Origin of the sequence: Clostridium kluyveri (assembly GCF_001902295.1) — a bacterium.
Taxonomy (GTDB): domain Bacteria; phylum Bacillota; class Clostridia; order Clostridiales; family Clostridiaceae; genus Clostridium_B; species Clostridium_B kluyveri_B.
This window is the reverse complement of sequence record NZ_CP018335.1, coordinates 1,993,527-2,010,542: the sequence shown is the minus strand read 5'-3', so window position 1 is coordinate 2,010,542 and position 17,016 is coordinate 1,993,527. Positions and strand designations below refer to the sequence as shown.

Sequence of the window (17,016 nt, the reverse complement as noted above, 5' to 3'; positions counted from 1 at the left end):
GAAAATCTTTTTACATACTAGTTTAAAATTTAAACCAAACATACTGTTGCATACCAAGTCATGGTAGTATTTCCAAAAATAAAGTAAAATGTATTTCCTGAAGAATATGCTTGTTTATAACATTCATAAGCAGGATCCATTAGGAGTAATGCATTACCATCTGAGGATGTTATCCATCCATTTATGACTGTAGCATGGTTTCCTATATTAGAAGTTGATCTCATGTATACAGGTTTATTATTATTAATATAACTAGTAACTTGTTGAAAACTAATTGGTGAACCTACTGCATATGAAGATACACCATATATGTTAAGTGCAAGGCTAGCAGTATTTCCATTTGCTCCAGTATCGTAACCAATATTCATTAAATTACATACATCAGCAGCTGTTATATTTTCACCCAATTTATAATTAACAATACTTGCAACAGAAGCTGCCCAACACATACCATGTTGTACTCCATCTGAAGTTCTTTGTGTAACTATAGGTACTTGTAAATATCTCCAGTCATAAGATGTTGAGGTTTGCATATTTATGCTCTTTTGAGCTGTTGGTAAAATATTTTTTACATCTACGGTATTTACGCTTTTTACATCTATTTTTTGTGTACTTAGAATTTTATTTAAATTGTTCTCATCAATTGAATGATTACTGCTAATACATATATCACTTAATTTAGTTGTTCCATAGGTATTCTTAGCTATTAAAAATCCTTTATATGATAGTATTACTAATCGCTTGTCCAAAACATTGTGTACTTACAATCATTGATAAAATAAGTGCAAGTACTAAAAATTTGCAACTTTTTTATATCATATAGTATAATATAATTATATTGTGCCATTGTCCATTTTAATTATATTATGTTATATTTTTCTCAAATACCATTCATTTAGCCTAACGGGAGCATCTGTGTTCTGTACCGCTTCGTAATATACACTGTATGCACTAAATATTCATATGTTTTTGCATAAAATTGATTTAAGTAAATAGAGAATAGTTGAAAGTTATTTCAAACAAGAACACTATTGACAAACCAATTCTCAATAGTGTTTTTTATTTAGGGAACTATTATGGAGATAAAAATTAAGGAGAAGTAATCTTTCTAAATAATAAATGGATATACTAAAGAAAAACTGTAATATAGTTGGGTTTGGGGTATAGTATTACAAGAGGTGATTAAAATGGAACAACAACTCTGGTGGAAAGAAGCGGTATTTTACGAGATATATGTGAGAAGCTTTATGGATTCTACAGGGGATGGTATAGGGGATTTAAAAGGTATAATTTCAAAATTGGATTATTTAAAGAATTTGGGTATTGATGTGATATGGATTTCTCCCATGTATAAATCCCCTAATTGTGATAATGGATATGATATCAGCGATTATAGGGATATTTCACCAGAGTTTGGAACATTGGATGATTTTTATGATCTTCTAAAACAAGTTCATATGCGTGATATGAAGATTATAATTGATTTAGTTATAAATCATACCAGTGATTTACATCCATGGTTTATCGAATCTAGAAGCTGCAGGAATAATTTTAAGAGAAATTTTTATATATGGAAGCAGGGGATAAAAAATAAGAAACCCAATAATTGGAAAGGCATATTTGGAGGCTCTGTTTGGGAATATGACAGAAATACCAAAGAGTATTATTTTCACTTGTTTTCTAAAAATCAACCGGATTTAAACTGGGAAAATGAGGAAATGCGTGAGGAAATATATGATATGATAAATTGGTGGCTTGAAAGAGGCGTAGACGGCTTTAGGATAGATGCCATAAGTCATATTAAGAAAGATGTGCTTGATAAAAGAATGCCTTATGTTAAAGGGGAAAGGTATGTAGATGCCTTCGAGAGATATACTAACGTTCAAGGGATCTTTTATTATTTAAAAGAACTTAAAGAAAAGGTACTTAATAAATACGATATTGTTACTGTAGGGGAGGCAAATGGGGTTACTGTGGAACAAGCGCCTCTCTGGGTAAATGAAAAAGATGGCATATTTAATATGATATTTCAATTTGAACTTTTGAATTTATTTGAAGCACAGTCATATCATAAAATAAGTATATTAGATATAAAAAGAATCCTATCTAAGTGGCAGGAAGTGCTGGAGAACAAAGGGTGGAATGCACTATTTATAGAAAATCATGATGTACCTCGTATTGTTTCTATTCTGGGGGATAATGAGTATTTGAGAGAAAGCGCTACTTGTATTGCAGCTATGTATTTCATGATGAAGGGTACTCCTTTCATATATCAGGGACAGGAAATTGGTATGACCAATATAAAGCTAGAAGATATTGAAGAATATAACGATATAAAAAGCAAAGAATTCTATTACACCAAGATAAAGGAGGGAGTACCTAAAGAAAAAGTAATGAAAATATTAGGACTGTCCTCAAGAGATAATGCAAGAAGTCCCATGCAGTGGAATGATAAAAAGAATGCAGGTTTTACCACAGGTATTCCCTGGCTTGGTGTAAATGAAAATTATAAGAAAATTAATGTGGAAAATCAATTAAAAGATTCCAAGTCCATACTTAATTTTTATAAGAAAATGATTAGTATTAGAAGAGAAAATAAAGTTTTTATTTATGGAGATTACAAAATGATTTTGAAAGATCATATGAGTATATTTGCATATATTAGAAGTTTTAAAAGTGAAAAAGCCATTGTAATATGTAATTTGAGTGCGGTTAATGTGTTATATAGATATGATACAATAAAATTGAGTTATTCAAATTATCTATTGGGTAATTATCCCATAGATAAAGAGAAATATGCTACAGAATTTGTATTAAAGCCTTATGAAACTAGAATTTATAAATTAAATTGTTTGGAGGAAGATTCAGCTTGGAAGAAAGATATGTAATAGGGGTTGATTTAGGGGGCACTAAAATAGCTGCTGCTTTAGTGGATTTTAAGGGAACAATAATATATAAGTATACCTTGCCTACAAAAGCGGAAAAAGGAGAAAAATATATATTAGATAATATAATAAAAATCATAGAAAAAGTAGTGAACTTTGGCGGAGTCTGCAGTAGAAAAATAAAATGTATTGGAATAGGAGCTCCGGGTCCTCTTGATATTGACAAAGGAGAAATTATATGCACTCCGAACCTGCCCTTTAAAAATTTTAATATTGTAGGCCCTTTGAAAAATCATTTTAAGATGCCCGTATTTTTAGATAATGATGGTAATGCCGCAACTATAGGTGAACACGTGTTTGGTGCAGGAAAAGGAATTAATAATATGGTGTTTATAACTGTTTCCACGGGGATAGGAGGAGGAGCAATATTAAATGGACAGATATATAGGGGTAATACCAAAAATGCTCTGGAAATAGGACATATGACCTTAGATGCACAGGGTCCGCTTTGTAATTGTGGTAATTTTGGATGTGCAGAAGTAATGGCCTCTGGAACAGCCATAGCTAGAGAAGCAAAAAAAGCAGTAGAGATGGGATATAACACCACCCTTGCATTATATAAAAATATAACTTCAAAAGAGGTCTTTAAAGAAGCTCAATTAGGAGATAGTATATCAAAAAATATACTGGATACAACTTTAAATTATCTGGGTATATGTGTAGCGAATATAATTACTTGTTTGGATCCTGAAGCTGTGATTATAGGTGGAGGAGTTTCAAAAGGAGGAAAAATCATCTTTGATAAAATAAATGAAGTAGTGAAAAGAAGATGTTTTGATACATTAAGTAAAAATACAAGTATATTTCCGGCACTTTTAGGAACAGACGCAGGTGTTATAGGAGCTGCAGCACTTGCATTTATAGAAGAAAAACACTAAAATTTTTCTTCTATAAATTATATGAATCAATTTAAAAAAGAACTTCAGTCTCATCTGGAGTTTCATCTGGGTTATCTAGTGGTGCAGTAGGTGAAATAGATGTTCTAATTTCTCCACCAGTTTCTTTTACAATTTTATTTAATTTATTAATATCATCATCCGTAATAAAATCCGCATCCACTATTACTTTATAGCAGATGTTTTCAATCTCTCTGAAACTACCCAAACCGCCCATTATAGGACTTCCAGGATGATAACTGTATAAGGAATTTCTATAATTTATTATATTTGAAAAGTTCATCTCTGAATCTGAATCCATAGTATTTATGTCTATGTAATTATCATTTAAATCAAGGGCAGTGTTAAAACCATTCAGGTTAAGTTCTTCTACTGCAATATTAGCGTTTTTTATTCCTCTATAGTGAATTTCAATTCTCATTTTTACCATCCTCCTTATAAAGTATATAATGTATTTTCCCACTTATTTTAAATAATATTCAATTTCTTAAAGTAGCCTATTTTTGATCACTTACATATTTATATATTGAGGTGATTTTATTGATAGTAGATGCTGTATTTGAAGGTGGGGGAATGAAAGGAATAGGTCTTGTAGGGGCAGTATGTTATTTTGAAAAAATGGGGTATAAATGGAATAGATTTGCAGGAACTTCTGCTGGGGCAATAATAGCTGCTCTTTTATCAGTGGGGTATACAGGGGAAGAATTGAAAGATATCATTATGAATTTGGATGAAAAAATATTTTTCAAGAAGAAAAAAATATGGGAGCTTTCCATGATAAAAAAATCTATTTCATTTTTTAAAGATAAAGGTATATATTCTTCAGATGCTGTGGAGAAATATATAAGACAATTACTGATTAAAAAAGGTAAGATAACTTTTGGAGATATAAGTATAGATGGAAAATCTCCTCTTAAAATAATAGCTTCGGATATAACAAAAAAGACTATGTTGATATTGCCAGATGATTTAAAAAATTATGGAATAGACCCTATGAAATTTGAAATATCCGAGGCAGTGAGAATGAGTATTAGTATACCTTTATATTTTAAACCAGTAAAATTTCATTATAAAGAAGGCTGCAGTTATATAGTTGATGGAGGTATACTTAGTAATTTTCCTATTTGGATATTTGATACGGAAAAAGTTCCGGCCTGGCCTACTATAGGATTTAAACTAGTAGAAAACAGTGTGAGTTATAAAGAATCTAAAAAAACTGACTTTATTTCATATTTATTTGATATAATGGAAACTATGCTCGGTAAAAATGAGGAGATATATGTAAAAGATAAATATGCAGTTAGAACTGTTTTTATCCCGACTCTTGGAGTTAAGGCTACTGAGTTTAATATTTCTAAAGAAATGAGAGCAAAATTATTTAAATCAGGGTATAATAGTGCAGAACGTTTTCTACATCTATGGGATTTTCAAAATTATATAAGAGATTATGTAGTTAAATAAAAAAATATGCTGTGGATTTTTAAAATTAATTTAAGGTAGATTGATGTGAAGTTTGCATCACTCTATTTTTGTAGAAAATTAATTATATGTAATAATTCTTTTAAATATGGTAAAACTATTTGTGAAAAGTTAATAATAGTATAAAGCGTTCGGATAAAATTATGGGTTGGAGAGTGTGAAGTTATAAGGAGGTATGGTATATTGACTGTTGGATCAAGAGTAAAAAATACATTGGTTGCGCTTAGGAGCATTGAGAGTACTTTGAGGATATATTCTCTTCAAGAACAAAATAAAAAAGCTAAAGCTGCCTATAAAAAAGCTTTGGAAGAGGTTGATGGGGTAACCCAAAATTTAGATAAAAGATTAAAATTTTTGGAGTATGAAGAGCCTCAGTATAAAGGTAACTGATTTGGAGGAATATTGTATATGAAACCATGGATCGCAATTTTAGTTAAATCTATATTATTATTTTTTATATCCATAGCTTTTATAAGAATTATGGGAAAGAAACACTCAGCTAGGATGAATGCTTTTAACTTTATAAATTATAGTGTAATAGCAATTCTTGTAGCATTAATTTCTGTAAATGTTATAAGCAACTGGGTATGGGGCATGCTGGCACTAGGTGTATGGTTTTTGTTACCTATTGCTTTAGATTATATATGTATGAAAAGTAAAGTTATATATGATCTAATAAATGGCAGGGAACTTGTAGTTATAAAAGAAGGAAAAGTTATGGAAGAAAACTTAGGCAAAATAAGATATAGTGGGGAAGATTTACTGAGGGAACTTCGTTTTAAAAATATATTTAATTTAGCAGATGTGGAATTTGCGGTAATGGAATCTACGGGAGATATGAATGTGGTATTAAAATCGGATAAAAAACCAGTTACTGCAAAGGATTTAGGAATACAGGTAGCACCTGAAGGAGCACCTCAAACTGTAATATTGGATGGAAACATAATAAATGAATCCTTAAGTAATTTAGGATTAAATCAAGGGTGGCTAAATACTCAACTAGAGTTATTGGGAGTATACTTAGATAATGTGTTTATAGGTCAAGTAAATTCAAAAGGAGAACTTTATGTGGATTTATTTGATGACGTTATTGAAGTCCCAAAATGCAATGTAAGAGAAATGTTATATGCTAACCTAGAAAAAGCTCAGTCAGATTTAATGTCTTTTGGGCTTGAGACAGAAGATGAAAGGTTAAAGAACAGTTATGAAAAAGATTCTATTATATTAAAAAATGTATTAGAGGAATTAAAGCCCTATTTATTAAGATAGAAGGTGACAATATGTCAAATAAAAAGACTAAAAAGTTGACTCCTCTGCAGAGAGAATATCAAAATCTTGCAAAGGAAAAGGAACCTAAAAGAAAAGTACTTAAAAATTGCCTTAAAGCATTTTTGGTAGGAGGAATTATATGTACCATAGGTCAGGGACTCCAATTTATGTTCATAAAGTATTTTAATTTCACAGAGACAACTGCCGGTAATCCTACTTCTGCAGTTTTAATAATAGTTTCTGTAATTCTTACAGGATTTGGGGTATTTGATCATATTGCACAGTGGTCTGGGGCAGGAACTGCCATACCAGTTACTGGATTTGCTAATTCTATTGCTTCTTGTGCTATAGAACATAAAACTGAGGGATATGTGCTTGGGGTAGGAGGCAATATGTTCAAATTGGCCGGTTCTGTAATAACTTTCGGAGTTTTTGCTGCATTTGTAGTTGCTACATTACAGATAATTATTAAATGGTTAGGTGGGATTTAAATGATTCAGGGACATCAATCTTGGGTATTTGAGTCTAAGCCTGCAATAATTGGATGTTCCACTGTAGGAGGACCCTTTGAGGCAAAAGGTGCCTTAGCCAAGGAATTTGACTTACTTCATGAAGATATTTGGATAGGCCAGGATAGTTTTGAGAAAGCTGAAAAAAAATTATTAGAAGAAGCTTGTGATTTAGCTGTAAAAAATTCAAAATTGAAAAATGAAAATATAAATTTTTTCATAAGCGGAGATCTTATGAATCAAATAATTACCAGCAGTTTTGCAGCAAGAACTCTAAAGATACCTTATTTAGGGGTATTTGGTGCCTGTTCAAGTTCTATGGAAGGATTAGCTTTGGCATCTTTTATTATTGACAATAATGGGGCAGAGTATGTACTTTGTGGAACTTCAAGCCATAATGCTGCTGCTGAAAAACAATTTAGATATCCTACAGAATATGGAGGTCAAAAACCTCCAACAGCACAATGGACGGTAACTGGAGCTGGTGCTGCAGTTATTGGAAAAGCTAATGATAAACCTAAAGTTACCACAGCTACCATAGGGAAAGTGGTGGATATGGGAGTTTCAGATCCCTTTAATATGGGAGCTGCTATGGCGGCAGCTGCTGTGGATACCATTGAAGCACATTTTAGAGATTTAAAAAGAAAACCTTCTGATTATGATATTATAGCTACTGGTGATTTAGGCAAGATTGGCCATGAAATAGCAGAGGATATGTTAAAAAGAGACGGGTTTGAATTTTCACAGGGAGTATTTAGAGATTGTGGTACTCTAATTTATAAAAAAGATCAGCCTGTATTTTCAGGTGCTAGCGGATGTGCCTGTTCTGCTATAGTAACTTATGGACACTTTTTAAAGGAAATGGAGCGAAAAAGATTAGGAAAGATATTAATAGTTGCCACAGGGGCACTGATGTCACCTATGTCCTATCAACAGAAGGAAAGTATACCTGGCGTTGCACATGCAGTGTCCATAGAAATATAGAAAAGAGGTGCATTTTGGTTAATGGAAAAATTTTTTTGGGCATTTTTAGTAGGAGGAATAATATGTGTAATAGGACAAATAATGATGGACGTATTTAAACTTACTCCTGCACACACTACAACTACTCTTGTAGTAATAGGAGCCATACTAGGAGGTTTTGGCTTATATGAGCCTTTAATAAAATTTGCAGGCGCAGGTGCTTCTGTACCTATAAGCAGTTTTGGAAATGCTCTGGTAAAAGGAGCCCTTATGGAAGCTGAAAGATATGGATTAATAGGAGTTTTGACGGGAACTTTTGAAGTAACCAGTGCAGGTATTTCAGCAGCTATAATATTTGGGTTTATAGGGGCGTTAATTTTTAAACCCAAAGGATAAATTATTTCAGAAGGGGGTGATAAAATATGACAGTTGGAACTCAAATGCAGCAAGCCATAGCTGGAATTCAAAGCGCATGTGCAACTATGAAGACCTTTGCTTTGGAGACACAGGATGAAAATGCTAAAAATGATTTTGAAAATATAGCACAAAATCTAGATGAAGCACTTCAAGTACTTCAAGGAAGGCAACAATTTATACAACAGCAGGAACCCCAATATAATAAAAATTAAAAAATAGAACAAATAAAATAAAAATCCATAATTAAATTGAGTTGATTATGGATTTTTATTTTATTAACATATTAAATATTATGTTAATAAAATAAAAAGTAAACCCCAAAAACCTACTTAACAAAAAATAGCATATACTATATAATAAATATAAATAAGCACTTAGCATAGGAGGGAGCTATGAAATATAATTATGAAGAATGGGAAAGGATGAAAATTAAAGGAAAAACAAAATTTATATTTAATTTTGAAAATCTTATGATCATAATTATGTTTATATTGATATTTTTAATTGTAAAGGGTGTAACTTTTAGACAAGGTTACTTATTAAAAGAATTCTTATTTTATGCTATATATATGATTATAAGTTTTTCCGTTCTTTTAATATTGGCTCAAAGTGTAAGATGGAATTTGTATATCAAGTTTTCTAATGGAAAATTAAAAAACACATCTACTATTATTATAAAGTTAAATGAGATACTTATAGGACTTTTAACTTTATGGATTCCTTTAGGAATTTTTTGTTCCATATTTGTAATAACGTCTAATTCATATATATTAAAAAATCTCACTTTTACTTTAAATTATGTGGCATATTTCACAAGTTATATATTAATTAATTCTATGGTTTGGATATTTATAGGTGTATTACTGGAATTATTTATTAATATAAATTTTTTAAAAGATAACAATCAAGTTTATATATTTATCAGTAAAAAAGTAGACTGATTTTAGAAAAATATGGTATAATATATAAAAAATACAAACGTAAACGTATATGTTTTTTATTAAAGTATTAAAGGGGGATTTAGCAATGGACGAAATAAAGGTGATAATAGATAGGTTTGAAGGTCCTTATGCTGTTTGTGAAAAAGAAGATAGAACTATGATAGACATAAAACGGATAAAATTACCGATTAATGCAAAAGAGGGATGTGTCCTTATTATTCAAGGAGATAAAATAACCATAGATGTAGATGAAACAGAAAAAAGAAAAAAACATATTGAATCATTAACTAAAAATATGTGGAATTAAATAATTGTTATAGAATATAAAGCCAGGAGTATTTTAACATTGTGTTAAAATACTCCTGGCTTAATGAATTGACTTTTTCTTATAGCTTTTTCCAGAAACCTCTACATGTCCTATAGTTATAAGTGCATTTTTATCAAAATCACTAACTATAGATTTTAATTTAGATATTTCTAATCGAGATACTATTACATACAACACATTAGTAGGCGTGTTAGTATATCCTCCTTTTCCATCTAATAGAGTAACTCCTCTACCAAGCCTTGCAAGAAGAGCATCTGTTATATCTTGTGATTTATCAGTAATTATTAATACAGCTTTTGATTCATCTAATCCTTCTACAGTTATGTCAATCATTTTAAAAGCTATAAAGTAGGTCACCATGGAATACATGGCTCTGTCCCAACCAAATAGTATTCCTGCGCTGCTTAATATAAATATATTAATAATCATTACTACTTCACCTATTGAGAATCCAGTGCGCTTGTCCAAAATTATAGCTATAATTTCTGTGCCATCAGAACAACCACCATTTCGCATAATTAATCCAATACCAATTCCAAGTAGTATTCCTCCAAAAACTGAGGCTAAAAGAGTATCATTTGTTATACTTTTAACAGGTTCTAGAAAAGAAACAATAATTGATAAAGCAGTTACAGAAAATAAAGTAGAGATTGTAAAAGTTTTTCCTATGTGCTTATATCCGATTATGAGAAAAGGTATATTTAAAATAAAAATAAATAACCCGAGGGGTAAACCTGTGAGATAACTAGACATAATAGATATACCGGTAACACCTCCATCTATTACACTATTAGGAATTAAAAATATTTCCAGAGCTACAGCTGCCATGGCGGCTCCGATAAGCATAAACAAGAATTTAACAAATACTTTGAATATTTTACGACCCTTTTTTTCCACCAAACCACATCCTTTTGCATAAATTATTAGGGTATATGTTAGTATCTACTCATTTAATTATATTTTATAAGTCTATATTTTGTCAAATATATTATGTAAAGTGGAATAAAATTATTTCAGCACAGAAATTTTCTATGCTGAAATAATTTTATTCCACTTTTCACATCTTCCTCCGAAAAAACCTACTGTTCTTTCTTTATTTAATATTTTTACTACTTCACATCTGTTAGAACACCCTGTACATTCAAAACTTTTAGATACAAAATTTACGTTTGCTAGATTGAATCCCATAAAATTAGTAGGGGATTTCTTTTTTTCTAAACATTCTTTTGCTAAAATAGCAGCTCCCACGGCACCCATTACTTTGAAGTCTTTAGGGATTATTATTTCTTTTCCTAATGTTTCCTCAAAGGAAGCTTTCATTCCCACATTTGCAGCAACTCCACCTTGAAAGAATATCTGGGATTTTATATCTTTTCCTTTTGCTACATTATTTAAATAATTTCTAACTAAAGCATTGCAGAGTCCTTTTATTATATCAGGATTACTATATCCCATTTGTTGCTTGTGTATCATATCAGATTCTGCAAATACGGCACACCTTCCAGCTATTCTGGCAGGATGGCTGGATTTTAAAGCATAGTTTCCAAACTCTTCAATAGGAATATCTAATCTTTCTGCCTGCCTATCAAGAAAAGAACCAGTTCCGGCTGCACATACCGTATTCATTGCAAAATCTGAAACAATACCATTTTCTAAAATTATTATTTTAGAATCCTGACCACCTATTTCTATTATGGTTTTTACGGAATTATTTAGATTTAAAGCTGCTATAGCATGAGAAGTTATTTCGTTTTTTATTACATCAGCACCTATAATGGAGGATGCAATATGTCGTCCACTGCCTGTAGTACCTACAGCTTTTATGTCTTTATCCTTATATTTGTTTTTTAGAAGTTTAAAACCTTCCTGAATTGCATTTATAGGTCTTCCTTTTGTTCTAAGGTACAGAGAATCTAATATGTTTATATTTTTATCTACTATTACAATATCTGTACTTACAGAACCTACATCAACTCCCATATAATACATTGTTTTTTCTCCTTTCAAGTAAATCTAAAAAAGCTTCAATTCTAGTGGTATACCCAGCTTCCCCAGTCATTTCATCTACTATTAAAGTTAGTATAGGAAAGTTTTTATCCTTTGATATAGTAGGAAGTATAGATTTTGATACAATTTCAGGCATACAGCCTACAGGAAAAATTTGAATTGCACCATCAAATCCTTGCTTATGAGATATAAGAGCTTCACCTATACATTCACGGGCATGGCCGCCTATATATAGATGTAGGTATTCTTTAGAAGCTCTTCTTATATCAAGTGAATTTAATTTTAATGTAGATAGAGCTGCATTTTTAACCCACCAACTTGGAGTAATATATCTGGATGTAGATACACCATAATCCATAAGTTTATCTTCTATAAATAAATTTGAAAAAGGTTCTATGATGGTATATATTTCACCTATTATAGAAATTCTTAAAGGATTTTTGCTTTTACATATAGAAATTCCATTTAATTTTTCCATATATTTTTTTAATATACGGAGCATTTCCTTTGGAGAAGTACTTTTAAAGGCTTTTTGTTTACATTCTTTTAAAATATCTTTACATTCACCTTTTTTAACTTCATAACCAGCTAACAATTTTGCCTTGCTTTCTATTTTATCTATTAAATTAATTATTTTTAATGCTAGTGATGCTATTTTGAGCTTTTCTCCAGTAGTTTTCTTACTATTTGATGTAATTAGATTTATTCTTCGCATAAATTCTTTTATACCTATATCTTTAGGATAATCTATAACTATAAAATTTAGGTTATAGCCTAGATTTTTTAGTAAGTTTATTTGAAGTTCACAATACTCTCCAAATCTACAAGGACCACAGCTTCCTACTATTAAAATTGTATCTGCTCCTTTTTCTATACTTTGAATGTAGTTACCAATCATTATTTTAAAAGGGAGACACATCTCTTCAGGAGAATATAATGAACCTATTTCCAATGCGTTCTTATTACTTAATGGAGGTATTATATAGTCAATTCCTAGTCCATCAAATAGAGCTTTTACTGCAAAACATGTATTTCCTAAATGCGGAAAAGTTATTTTCATAAATTTTCACATCTCCTTTCAAGCATATCCGAGAAAGCTTCAATTCTAGTATCAAAACCAGCTTCTCCAGTTTGTTCATCTATTTTTAGAACTAAGAAGGGAAAGTTTTTTAATCTATCTTTAATAAGCTCTATTACTACAGAATCTATGCCGCAGGCAAAAGAAGATACATATATTATTCCCTCTACTTTTTTAGTTTTTGCAGCATAAGTGGAAAAACCATAGGAATTCTTGGCAAAGGTCCAAAAAGGTTTTTTGAACAAGTGTTTTATTTCATCATTTATTTGTACTGTATCTATATCTTCCTCAGTAAGTATACCTATGTTTAATTTATTTAATTTTTTAATTATGTTCATATTGGCAAAACTATCGTATAAGTTATACGGATGACCCACTAGGGCTACATTTCTAGAAAAACCCATATTATTCAATCTATTTGATGATAAGTTGTGAGATTTTTGAGTTTTGATGGCCTTTTCATAGGCTCTATTTATCTCTAAAAGATTTTTACTAAATTTTAAGCCTGCATTCAAAATCCAGTTTCTAATTTTATTCTTAGAAAATGCATATATAGGATAGGTCAATGCCTCTGGCATGCCAGGTATGTTGTTTAATACCATTTCTGGAAGACCGCAAAATTTAGGACAGATAAATTCATCTTTATTCAGTTGCATTATTCTAGGGATAAGAATTATATCACATTTATCTTTTATGGAAGCTACATGACCGTGAAATATTTTTATTGGAAGGCAAGCTTCATCTACACAATATTTTACCCCCATATCTAGTATATATCTATTAGTGTCAGGAGAAGTTATTATTTCTGCACCTAATTCCTTGAAAAAAGTTTCTGCAAAAATATGATATTTACAATATAATAATCCTTTTGGAAGTCCTATTTTCATAAATTTATAAGCTGCATATAAATTATTGATTGTTTAGCAGCAAATACCTCCAGTTCTTTTTAGTATTTAATATATCATTTCTATATTTTACCTTAAATATAGAAAATTATTCAGTACTAAAATAAAAAGATAGAGTAGTTAATATAATAAATATTATGTTAATTTAAAAAAAGTAAACCAAAACAAAGTAAATAAGAAGGACTTTTACCTTCCTTTGTAGAATATATAAGATCGTTAAATGATTATTTAGCGATCTTATATATTAAAAAGGGGGCCTTTTATATTATGAAATATAGTTTAAACCAAATATACAATCCAGAACTCCCTGGATATTTAAATGATTTTTTAAATTATCTCGGTACAATTAAGGGTAAGTCAAAGAATACTTTAGAAGGCTATAAAGTCGATTTGACTATGTTCTTAAGATTTTTAAAGCTTTACAAAGGACTAGAAAAAGAGGGTTCTCAATTTGAGAACATAAAAATAAAGGATATTGATATCAATATTATAAAACAGATAACTTTAAGTGATTTATTTGCTTTTATATCTTTTATAGAGAACTATAGACATAACAAGAGTTATGCCAGAGCCAGAAAAGTGGCTTCTTTAAAATCTTTCTTTAAATACCTTTGCAGCAAAGCCAAATTAATAAATGAAAATCCTGCTCTAGAACTAGAATCCCCTCAAATAAGCAAAAGAAACCCTATTTACTTAAGTTTAAAAGAAAGCAAGCTTTTACTTGAGTCCATTGATGGAAAGTTCAAAGAAAGGGATTACTGTATTATAACTTTTTTCTTAAACTGTGGAATGAGACTTTCAGAGCTCTGCAGTATAAATATATCCAACATCAAAGAAGATACCCTCACTGTAATAGGAAAAGGGAATAAAGAGAGAACCATATACCTGAATAAATCCTGCCTGGAGGCACTTAAGAATTATCTGACTTCAAGAGATGAATATTTAAATAAAATAAAGGATAAAGATGCCCTTTTTATAAGCAAAAATTACGCTAGAATAAATAAAAGATCTGTTGAAATCATGTTAAAGAAGTATTTAAAAAAAGCCAACTTAGACAGCGAAAAATATACACCTCATAAATTAAGACACACTGCGGCCACCCTTATGTATAAATACGGTCATGTGGACATAAGAAGCCTTCAAAAAATACTTGGCCATGAAAGTGTGTCTACCACTCAAATATATACCCATGTGGATGATGAAAAGCTTAGAGAGGCCATAAAATCCAATCCTTTAAATATAACTGAGAAATAAAGGCAAAGGCAATTGATGCAAAACAATTGCCTTTGCCTTTATTTCTATTATTTCTGTTTTTTTTGTTTACTTTTTGTTTAATTTACATAATATTTATTATATTAACCATTAAATTTTTTATAGGTTCTGTAACTTTTTCTTATTAAATCAAGTATAAATTTTGGAATAGGTATTGTGAATTTATAAAAAATAGGTACATAATATTTGTAATAAACTTTTTTAAAATCATCCCATAAAGAACAATATTCCGTATGCTTAAAATCGGAAATATCAACTACAACCCCTCTATTTTCTACCATCATTATATTTTTTACATGTACATCGTGTGGGTAAAGACCTCTTTTTCTTGCATATTTAAGAGCTTCATCAATATCTTTTATTATTTTCGAAGAAATTTTTATTCCAAGTCTAAGGCAGTCATATAATGTAACACCTTTAATCCTCGTAAGTATTAGGTATTCACTCGTATGATAACTTAAGTATGAATAAGATGGATGATTCCCAATAGTTTTATATACTTCTACTTCTTCTTTTAATCCTGGTCTTCCCTTAGCATATATTTTCACTACATAATCATCAAAAGCCTTATGAGTAAATACTGCAGCATAATTACCACAGCCTAATAAATTCCAAGAATCTGGTATGTGTTTTACTACTACTGGCTTTTCTGAATTTATACTTCGAATAACTATATTAGGCCTAAGCTTTTTATCGATTATAGATATAAATTTTTCAATTTTTTCAACTTCTTGCATTTAACATTCTTTTCTCCTTTACTATAGCATGGGTTTATCAGATTTCATCGGAAATGTTGGTGCTATCCCTTAAAGTAATTACTTGTTGTCTTTTATAATTTTTATCAATCCAGGATACTCTTCATGAATTATCTTTTTGAATCTATCTTTATTATCTAAAATTTCTCTTAAGCCATCTACATCATCTATAAATTCTACAGTACCTTCTTTCATATCTTCCATATAAGAATCATTTTGGTCATATGACATTATTTCGGTTTCTTCAGTTTGATAATCCCTTAATTCATCTTCATCATCTAAAATTGTATCAATCTTTATTGCTTTCATATCATAGCCCTCTAATTCCAGACACTTACCGCAATTATTGCACTTTTTACTAGGATTTAAATCACATGTATTGCACTCATTACAGTTATTACAGGCTTTTTTTTCATTAAATATACATTGCTTTTTATTCATAAATATAATAAACTCCTTTTTTAAATTATTTGATTTTTGGTTTACTTTTTGTTTAATTTACATAATATTTATTATATTAACATTAACTTCAGAATCAGTAAACTTAGTATAGAACATAAGTTTGCTATTTGTCAACTTTTGTGATATAATTCACATAAATAAATTTAGAGGAGTGTATCTTATGACAGAACGCAGTAATAACAGACAATCTCAAATATATAACTTTATAAAATCACAAATTAAACAAAAAGGTTATCCTCCTTCTGTTAGAGAGATATGTACTGCTGTGGGATTAAAATCTACTTCTACCGTCCACAGTTATCTTGAAAAACTAGAAAGACGAGGTTTTATAAAAAGAGATGCCACTAAATCCAGAACTATAGAAGTTATTGAAAAATCTCAGAAAAAAGAAATGATAGAAGTGCCTATAATAGGTACCATAACCGCCGGTATGCCTATTATAGCAGTAGAAAATATAGAGGATTATTTCCCACTTCCCATGGATTATATAAAAAACAAAAGAGAAATATTTATGTTGAGGGTAAAGGGAGAAAGTATGGTGGATGCAGGTATATTAGACGGAGATTTATCCCTAATAGAAAAAGTGCACTCTGCAGAAAACGGGGACATAGTAGTAGCTCTCATTGAAAATGAAGCCACATTAAAAAGATTTTTTAAAGAGAAAAATCATATAAGATTACAACCTGAAAATAAAAATATGCCCCCCATTATAGTAGATGATTGTAAAATAATTGGAAGATTAATAGGCATTTATAGACAATATGAGTAAAATCAGCCTAACCCTGATGAA

At 30.2% G+C, this 17,016-nt stretch carries 21 protein-coding genes; 13 read left to right on the top strand and 8 right to left on the bottom strand.

The window, feature by feature from the left end; all coding sequences use genetic code 11:
• Window positions 1-29: 29 nt before the first annotated feature.
• Complete coding sequence (locus BS101_RS09760) at window positions 30-749, bottom strand: papain-like cysteine protease family protein (RefSeq protein ID WP_073538650.1); 720 nt, start codon at window positions 747-749, stop codon at window positions 30-32.
• Window positions 750-1,187: 438 nt separating this feature from the next.
• On the opposite strand from BS101_RS09760, the gene BS101_RS09755 reads away from it, so the two are divergent.
• Window positions 1,188-2,888, top strand: a complete 1,701-nt coding sequence (locus tag BS101_RS09755) for a glycoside hydrolase family 13 protein (protein WP_073538649.1) — start codon at window positions 1,188-1,190, stop codon at window positions 2,886-2,888.
• Window positions 2,870-3,823, top strand: coding sequence for an ROK family protein (locus BS101_RS09750; protein ID WP_073538648.1), 954 nt, complete (start codon window positions 2,870-2,872; stop codon window positions 3,821-3,823). Before BS101_RS09755 ends, BS101_RS09750 begins: the two co-directional genes overlap by 19 nt.
• 31 nt (window positions 3,824-3,854) lie before the next feature.
• On the opposite strand, the gene BS101_RS09745 is transcribed toward BS101_RS09750, so the two are convergent.
• Window positions 3,855-4,262, bottom strand: coding sequence for a hypothetical protein (locus tag BS101_RS09745; RefSeq protein WP_073538647.1), 408 nt, complete (start codon window positions 4,260-4,262; stop codon window positions 3,855-3,857).
• Between the two features lie 119 nt (window positions 4,263-4,381).
• Between BS101_RS09745 and BS101_RS09740 the strand changes: the two genes are divergently transcribed.
• The 9 genes from BS101_RS09740 (at window position 4,382) to BS101_RS09700 (ending at window position 9,726) form a co-directional block, all read left to right on the top strand.
• Window positions 4,382-5,302 (top strand): patatin-like phospholipase family protein, encoded by a 921-nt coding sequence (locus BS101_RS09740; protein WP_073538646.1) that lies wholly within the window; start codon window positions 4,382-4,384, stop codon window positions 5,300-5,302.
• 201 nt (window positions 5,303-5,503) lie between these two features.
• A complete protein-coding gene (locus BS101_RS09735) occupies window positions 5,504-5,710 on the top strand; it encodes a DUF1657 domain-containing protein (RefSeq protein ID WP_073538645.1) in 207 nt (68 codons plus the stop codon).
• Window positions 5,711-5,728: 18 nt separating this feature from the next.
• Complete coding sequence (locus BS101_RS09730; protein ID WP_073538644.1) at window positions 5,729-6,589, top strand: DUF421 domain-containing protein; 861 nt, start codon at window positions 5,729-5,731, stop codon at window positions 6,587-6,589.
• A gap of 11 nt (window positions 6,590-6,600) precedes the next feature.
• On the top strand, window positions 6,601-7,080 hold the full coding sequence (spoVAC, locus tag BS101_RS09725) for a stage V sporulation protein AC (RefSeq protein WP_073538643.1): 480 nt from the start codon (window positions 6,601-6,603) through the stop codon (window positions 7,078-7,080).
• Window positions 7,081-8,082, top strand: a complete 1,002-nt coding sequence (spoVAD, locus tag BS101_RS09720; protein WP_073538642.1) for a stage V sporulation protein AD — start codon at window positions 7,081-7,083, stop codon at window positions 8,080-8,082.
• A 21-nt stretch (window positions 8,083-8,103) separates the two neighbouring features.
• Window positions 8,104-8,457 (top strand): stage V sporulation protein AE, encoded by a 354-nt coding sequence (gene spoVAE, locus BS101_RS22695; protein WP_073538641.1) that lies wholly within the window; start codon window positions 8,104-8,106, stop codon window positions 8,455-8,457.
• 26 nt (window positions 8,458-8,483) lie between these two features.
• The gene (locus BS101_RS09710) at window positions 8,484-8,690 is read left to right on the top strand and encodes a DUF1657 domain-containing protein (protein WP_073538640.1); all 207 of its coding nucleotides are present in this window, start codon (window positions 8,484-8,486) and stop codon (window positions 8,688-8,690) included.
• Between the two features lie 180 nt (window positions 8,691-8,870).
• Window positions 8,871-9,419 (top strand): hypothetical protein, encoded by a 549-nt coding sequence (locus BS101_RS09705; RefSeq protein WP_073538639.1) that lies wholly within the window; start codon window positions 8,871-8,873, stop codon window positions 9,417-9,419.
• An 85-nt stretch (window positions 9,420-9,504) separates the two neighbouring features.
• A complete protein-coding gene (locus BS101_RS09700) occupies window positions 9,505-9,726 on the top strand; it encodes a DUF3006 domain-containing protein (protein ID WP_073538638.1) in 222 nt (73 codons plus the stop codon).
• Window positions 9,727-9,786: 60 nt separating this feature from the next.
• Here the strand turns inward: BS101_RS09700 and BS101_RS09695 are convergent, their stop codons facing one another.
• The 4 genes from BS101_RS09695 to BS101_RS09680 all read right to left on the bottom strand — a co-directional run bounded on the left by BS101_RS09695 (window position 9,787) and on the right by BS101_RS09680 (window position 13,719).
• Window positions 9,787-10,644, bottom strand: coding sequence for a YitT family protein (locus BS101_RS09695; protein WP_073538637.1), 858 nt, complete (start codon window positions 10,642-10,644; stop codon window positions 9,787-9,789).
• 132 nt (window positions 10,645-10,776) lie between these two features.
• Window positions 10,777-11,736: an acyl-CoA dehydratase activase gene (locus BS101_RS09690; protein ID WP_073538636.1), complete on the bottom strand. Its 960-nt coding sequence runs from the start codon at window positions 11,734-11,736 to the stop codon at window positions 10,777-10,779.
• Entirely contained in the window at window positions 11,717-12,814 is a 1,098-nt protein-coding gene (locus BS101_RS09685; protein WP_073538635.1) for a 2-hydroxyacyl-CoA dehydratase, read from the bottom strand. The genes BS101_RS09690 and BS101_RS09685 overlap by 20 nt, the downstream gene beginning before the upstream one ends.
• Window positions 12,811-13,719, bottom strand: a complete 909-nt coding sequence (locus BS101_RS09680) for an acyl-CoA dehydratase activase-related protein (RefSeq protein WP_073538634.1) — start codon at window positions 13,717-13,719, stop codon at window positions 12,811-12,813. Before BS101_RS09680 ends, BS101_RS09685 begins: the two co-directional genes overlap by 4 nt.
• A 285-nt stretch (window positions 13,720-14,004) precedes the next feature.
• On the opposite strand from BS101_RS09680, the gene BS101_RS09675 reads away from it, so the two are divergent.
• Window positions 14,005-14,991: a tyrosine recombinase XerC gene (locus BS101_RS09675; protein ID WP_073538633.1), complete on the top strand. Its 987-nt coding sequence runs from the start codon at window positions 14,005-14,007 to the stop codon at window positions 14,989-14,991.
• Between the two features lie 101 nt (window positions 14,992-15,092).
• Here the strand turns inward: BS101_RS09675 and BS101_RS09670 are convergent, their stop codons facing one another.
• Together BS101_RS09670 and BS101_RS09665 are read right to left on the bottom strand one after the other, a co-directional pair.
• Entirely contained in the window at window positions 15,093-15,746 is a 654-nt protein-coding gene (locus BS101_RS09670) for a serine/threonine protein kinase (RefSeq protein ID WP_073538632.1), read from the bottom strand.
• A 78-nt stretch (window positions 15,747-15,824) separates the two neighbouring features.
• Window positions 15,825-16,205: a hypothetical protein gene (locus BS101_RS09665; RefSeq protein ID WP_073538631.1), complete on the bottom strand. Its 381-nt coding sequence runs from the start codon at window positions 16,203-16,205 to the stop codon at window positions 15,825-15,827.
• 181 nt (window positions 16,206-16,386) lie between these two features.
• Here BS101_RS09665 and lexA point away from each other — a divergent pair, with 181 nt between their 5' ends.
• Complete coding sequence (gene lexA, locus BS101_RS09660) at window positions 16,387-16,995, top strand: transcriptional repressor LexA (protein ID WP_073538630.1); 609 nt, start codon at window positions 16,387-16,389, stop codon at window positions 16,993-16,995.
• Window positions 16,996-17,016: the final 21 nt, after the last annotated feature.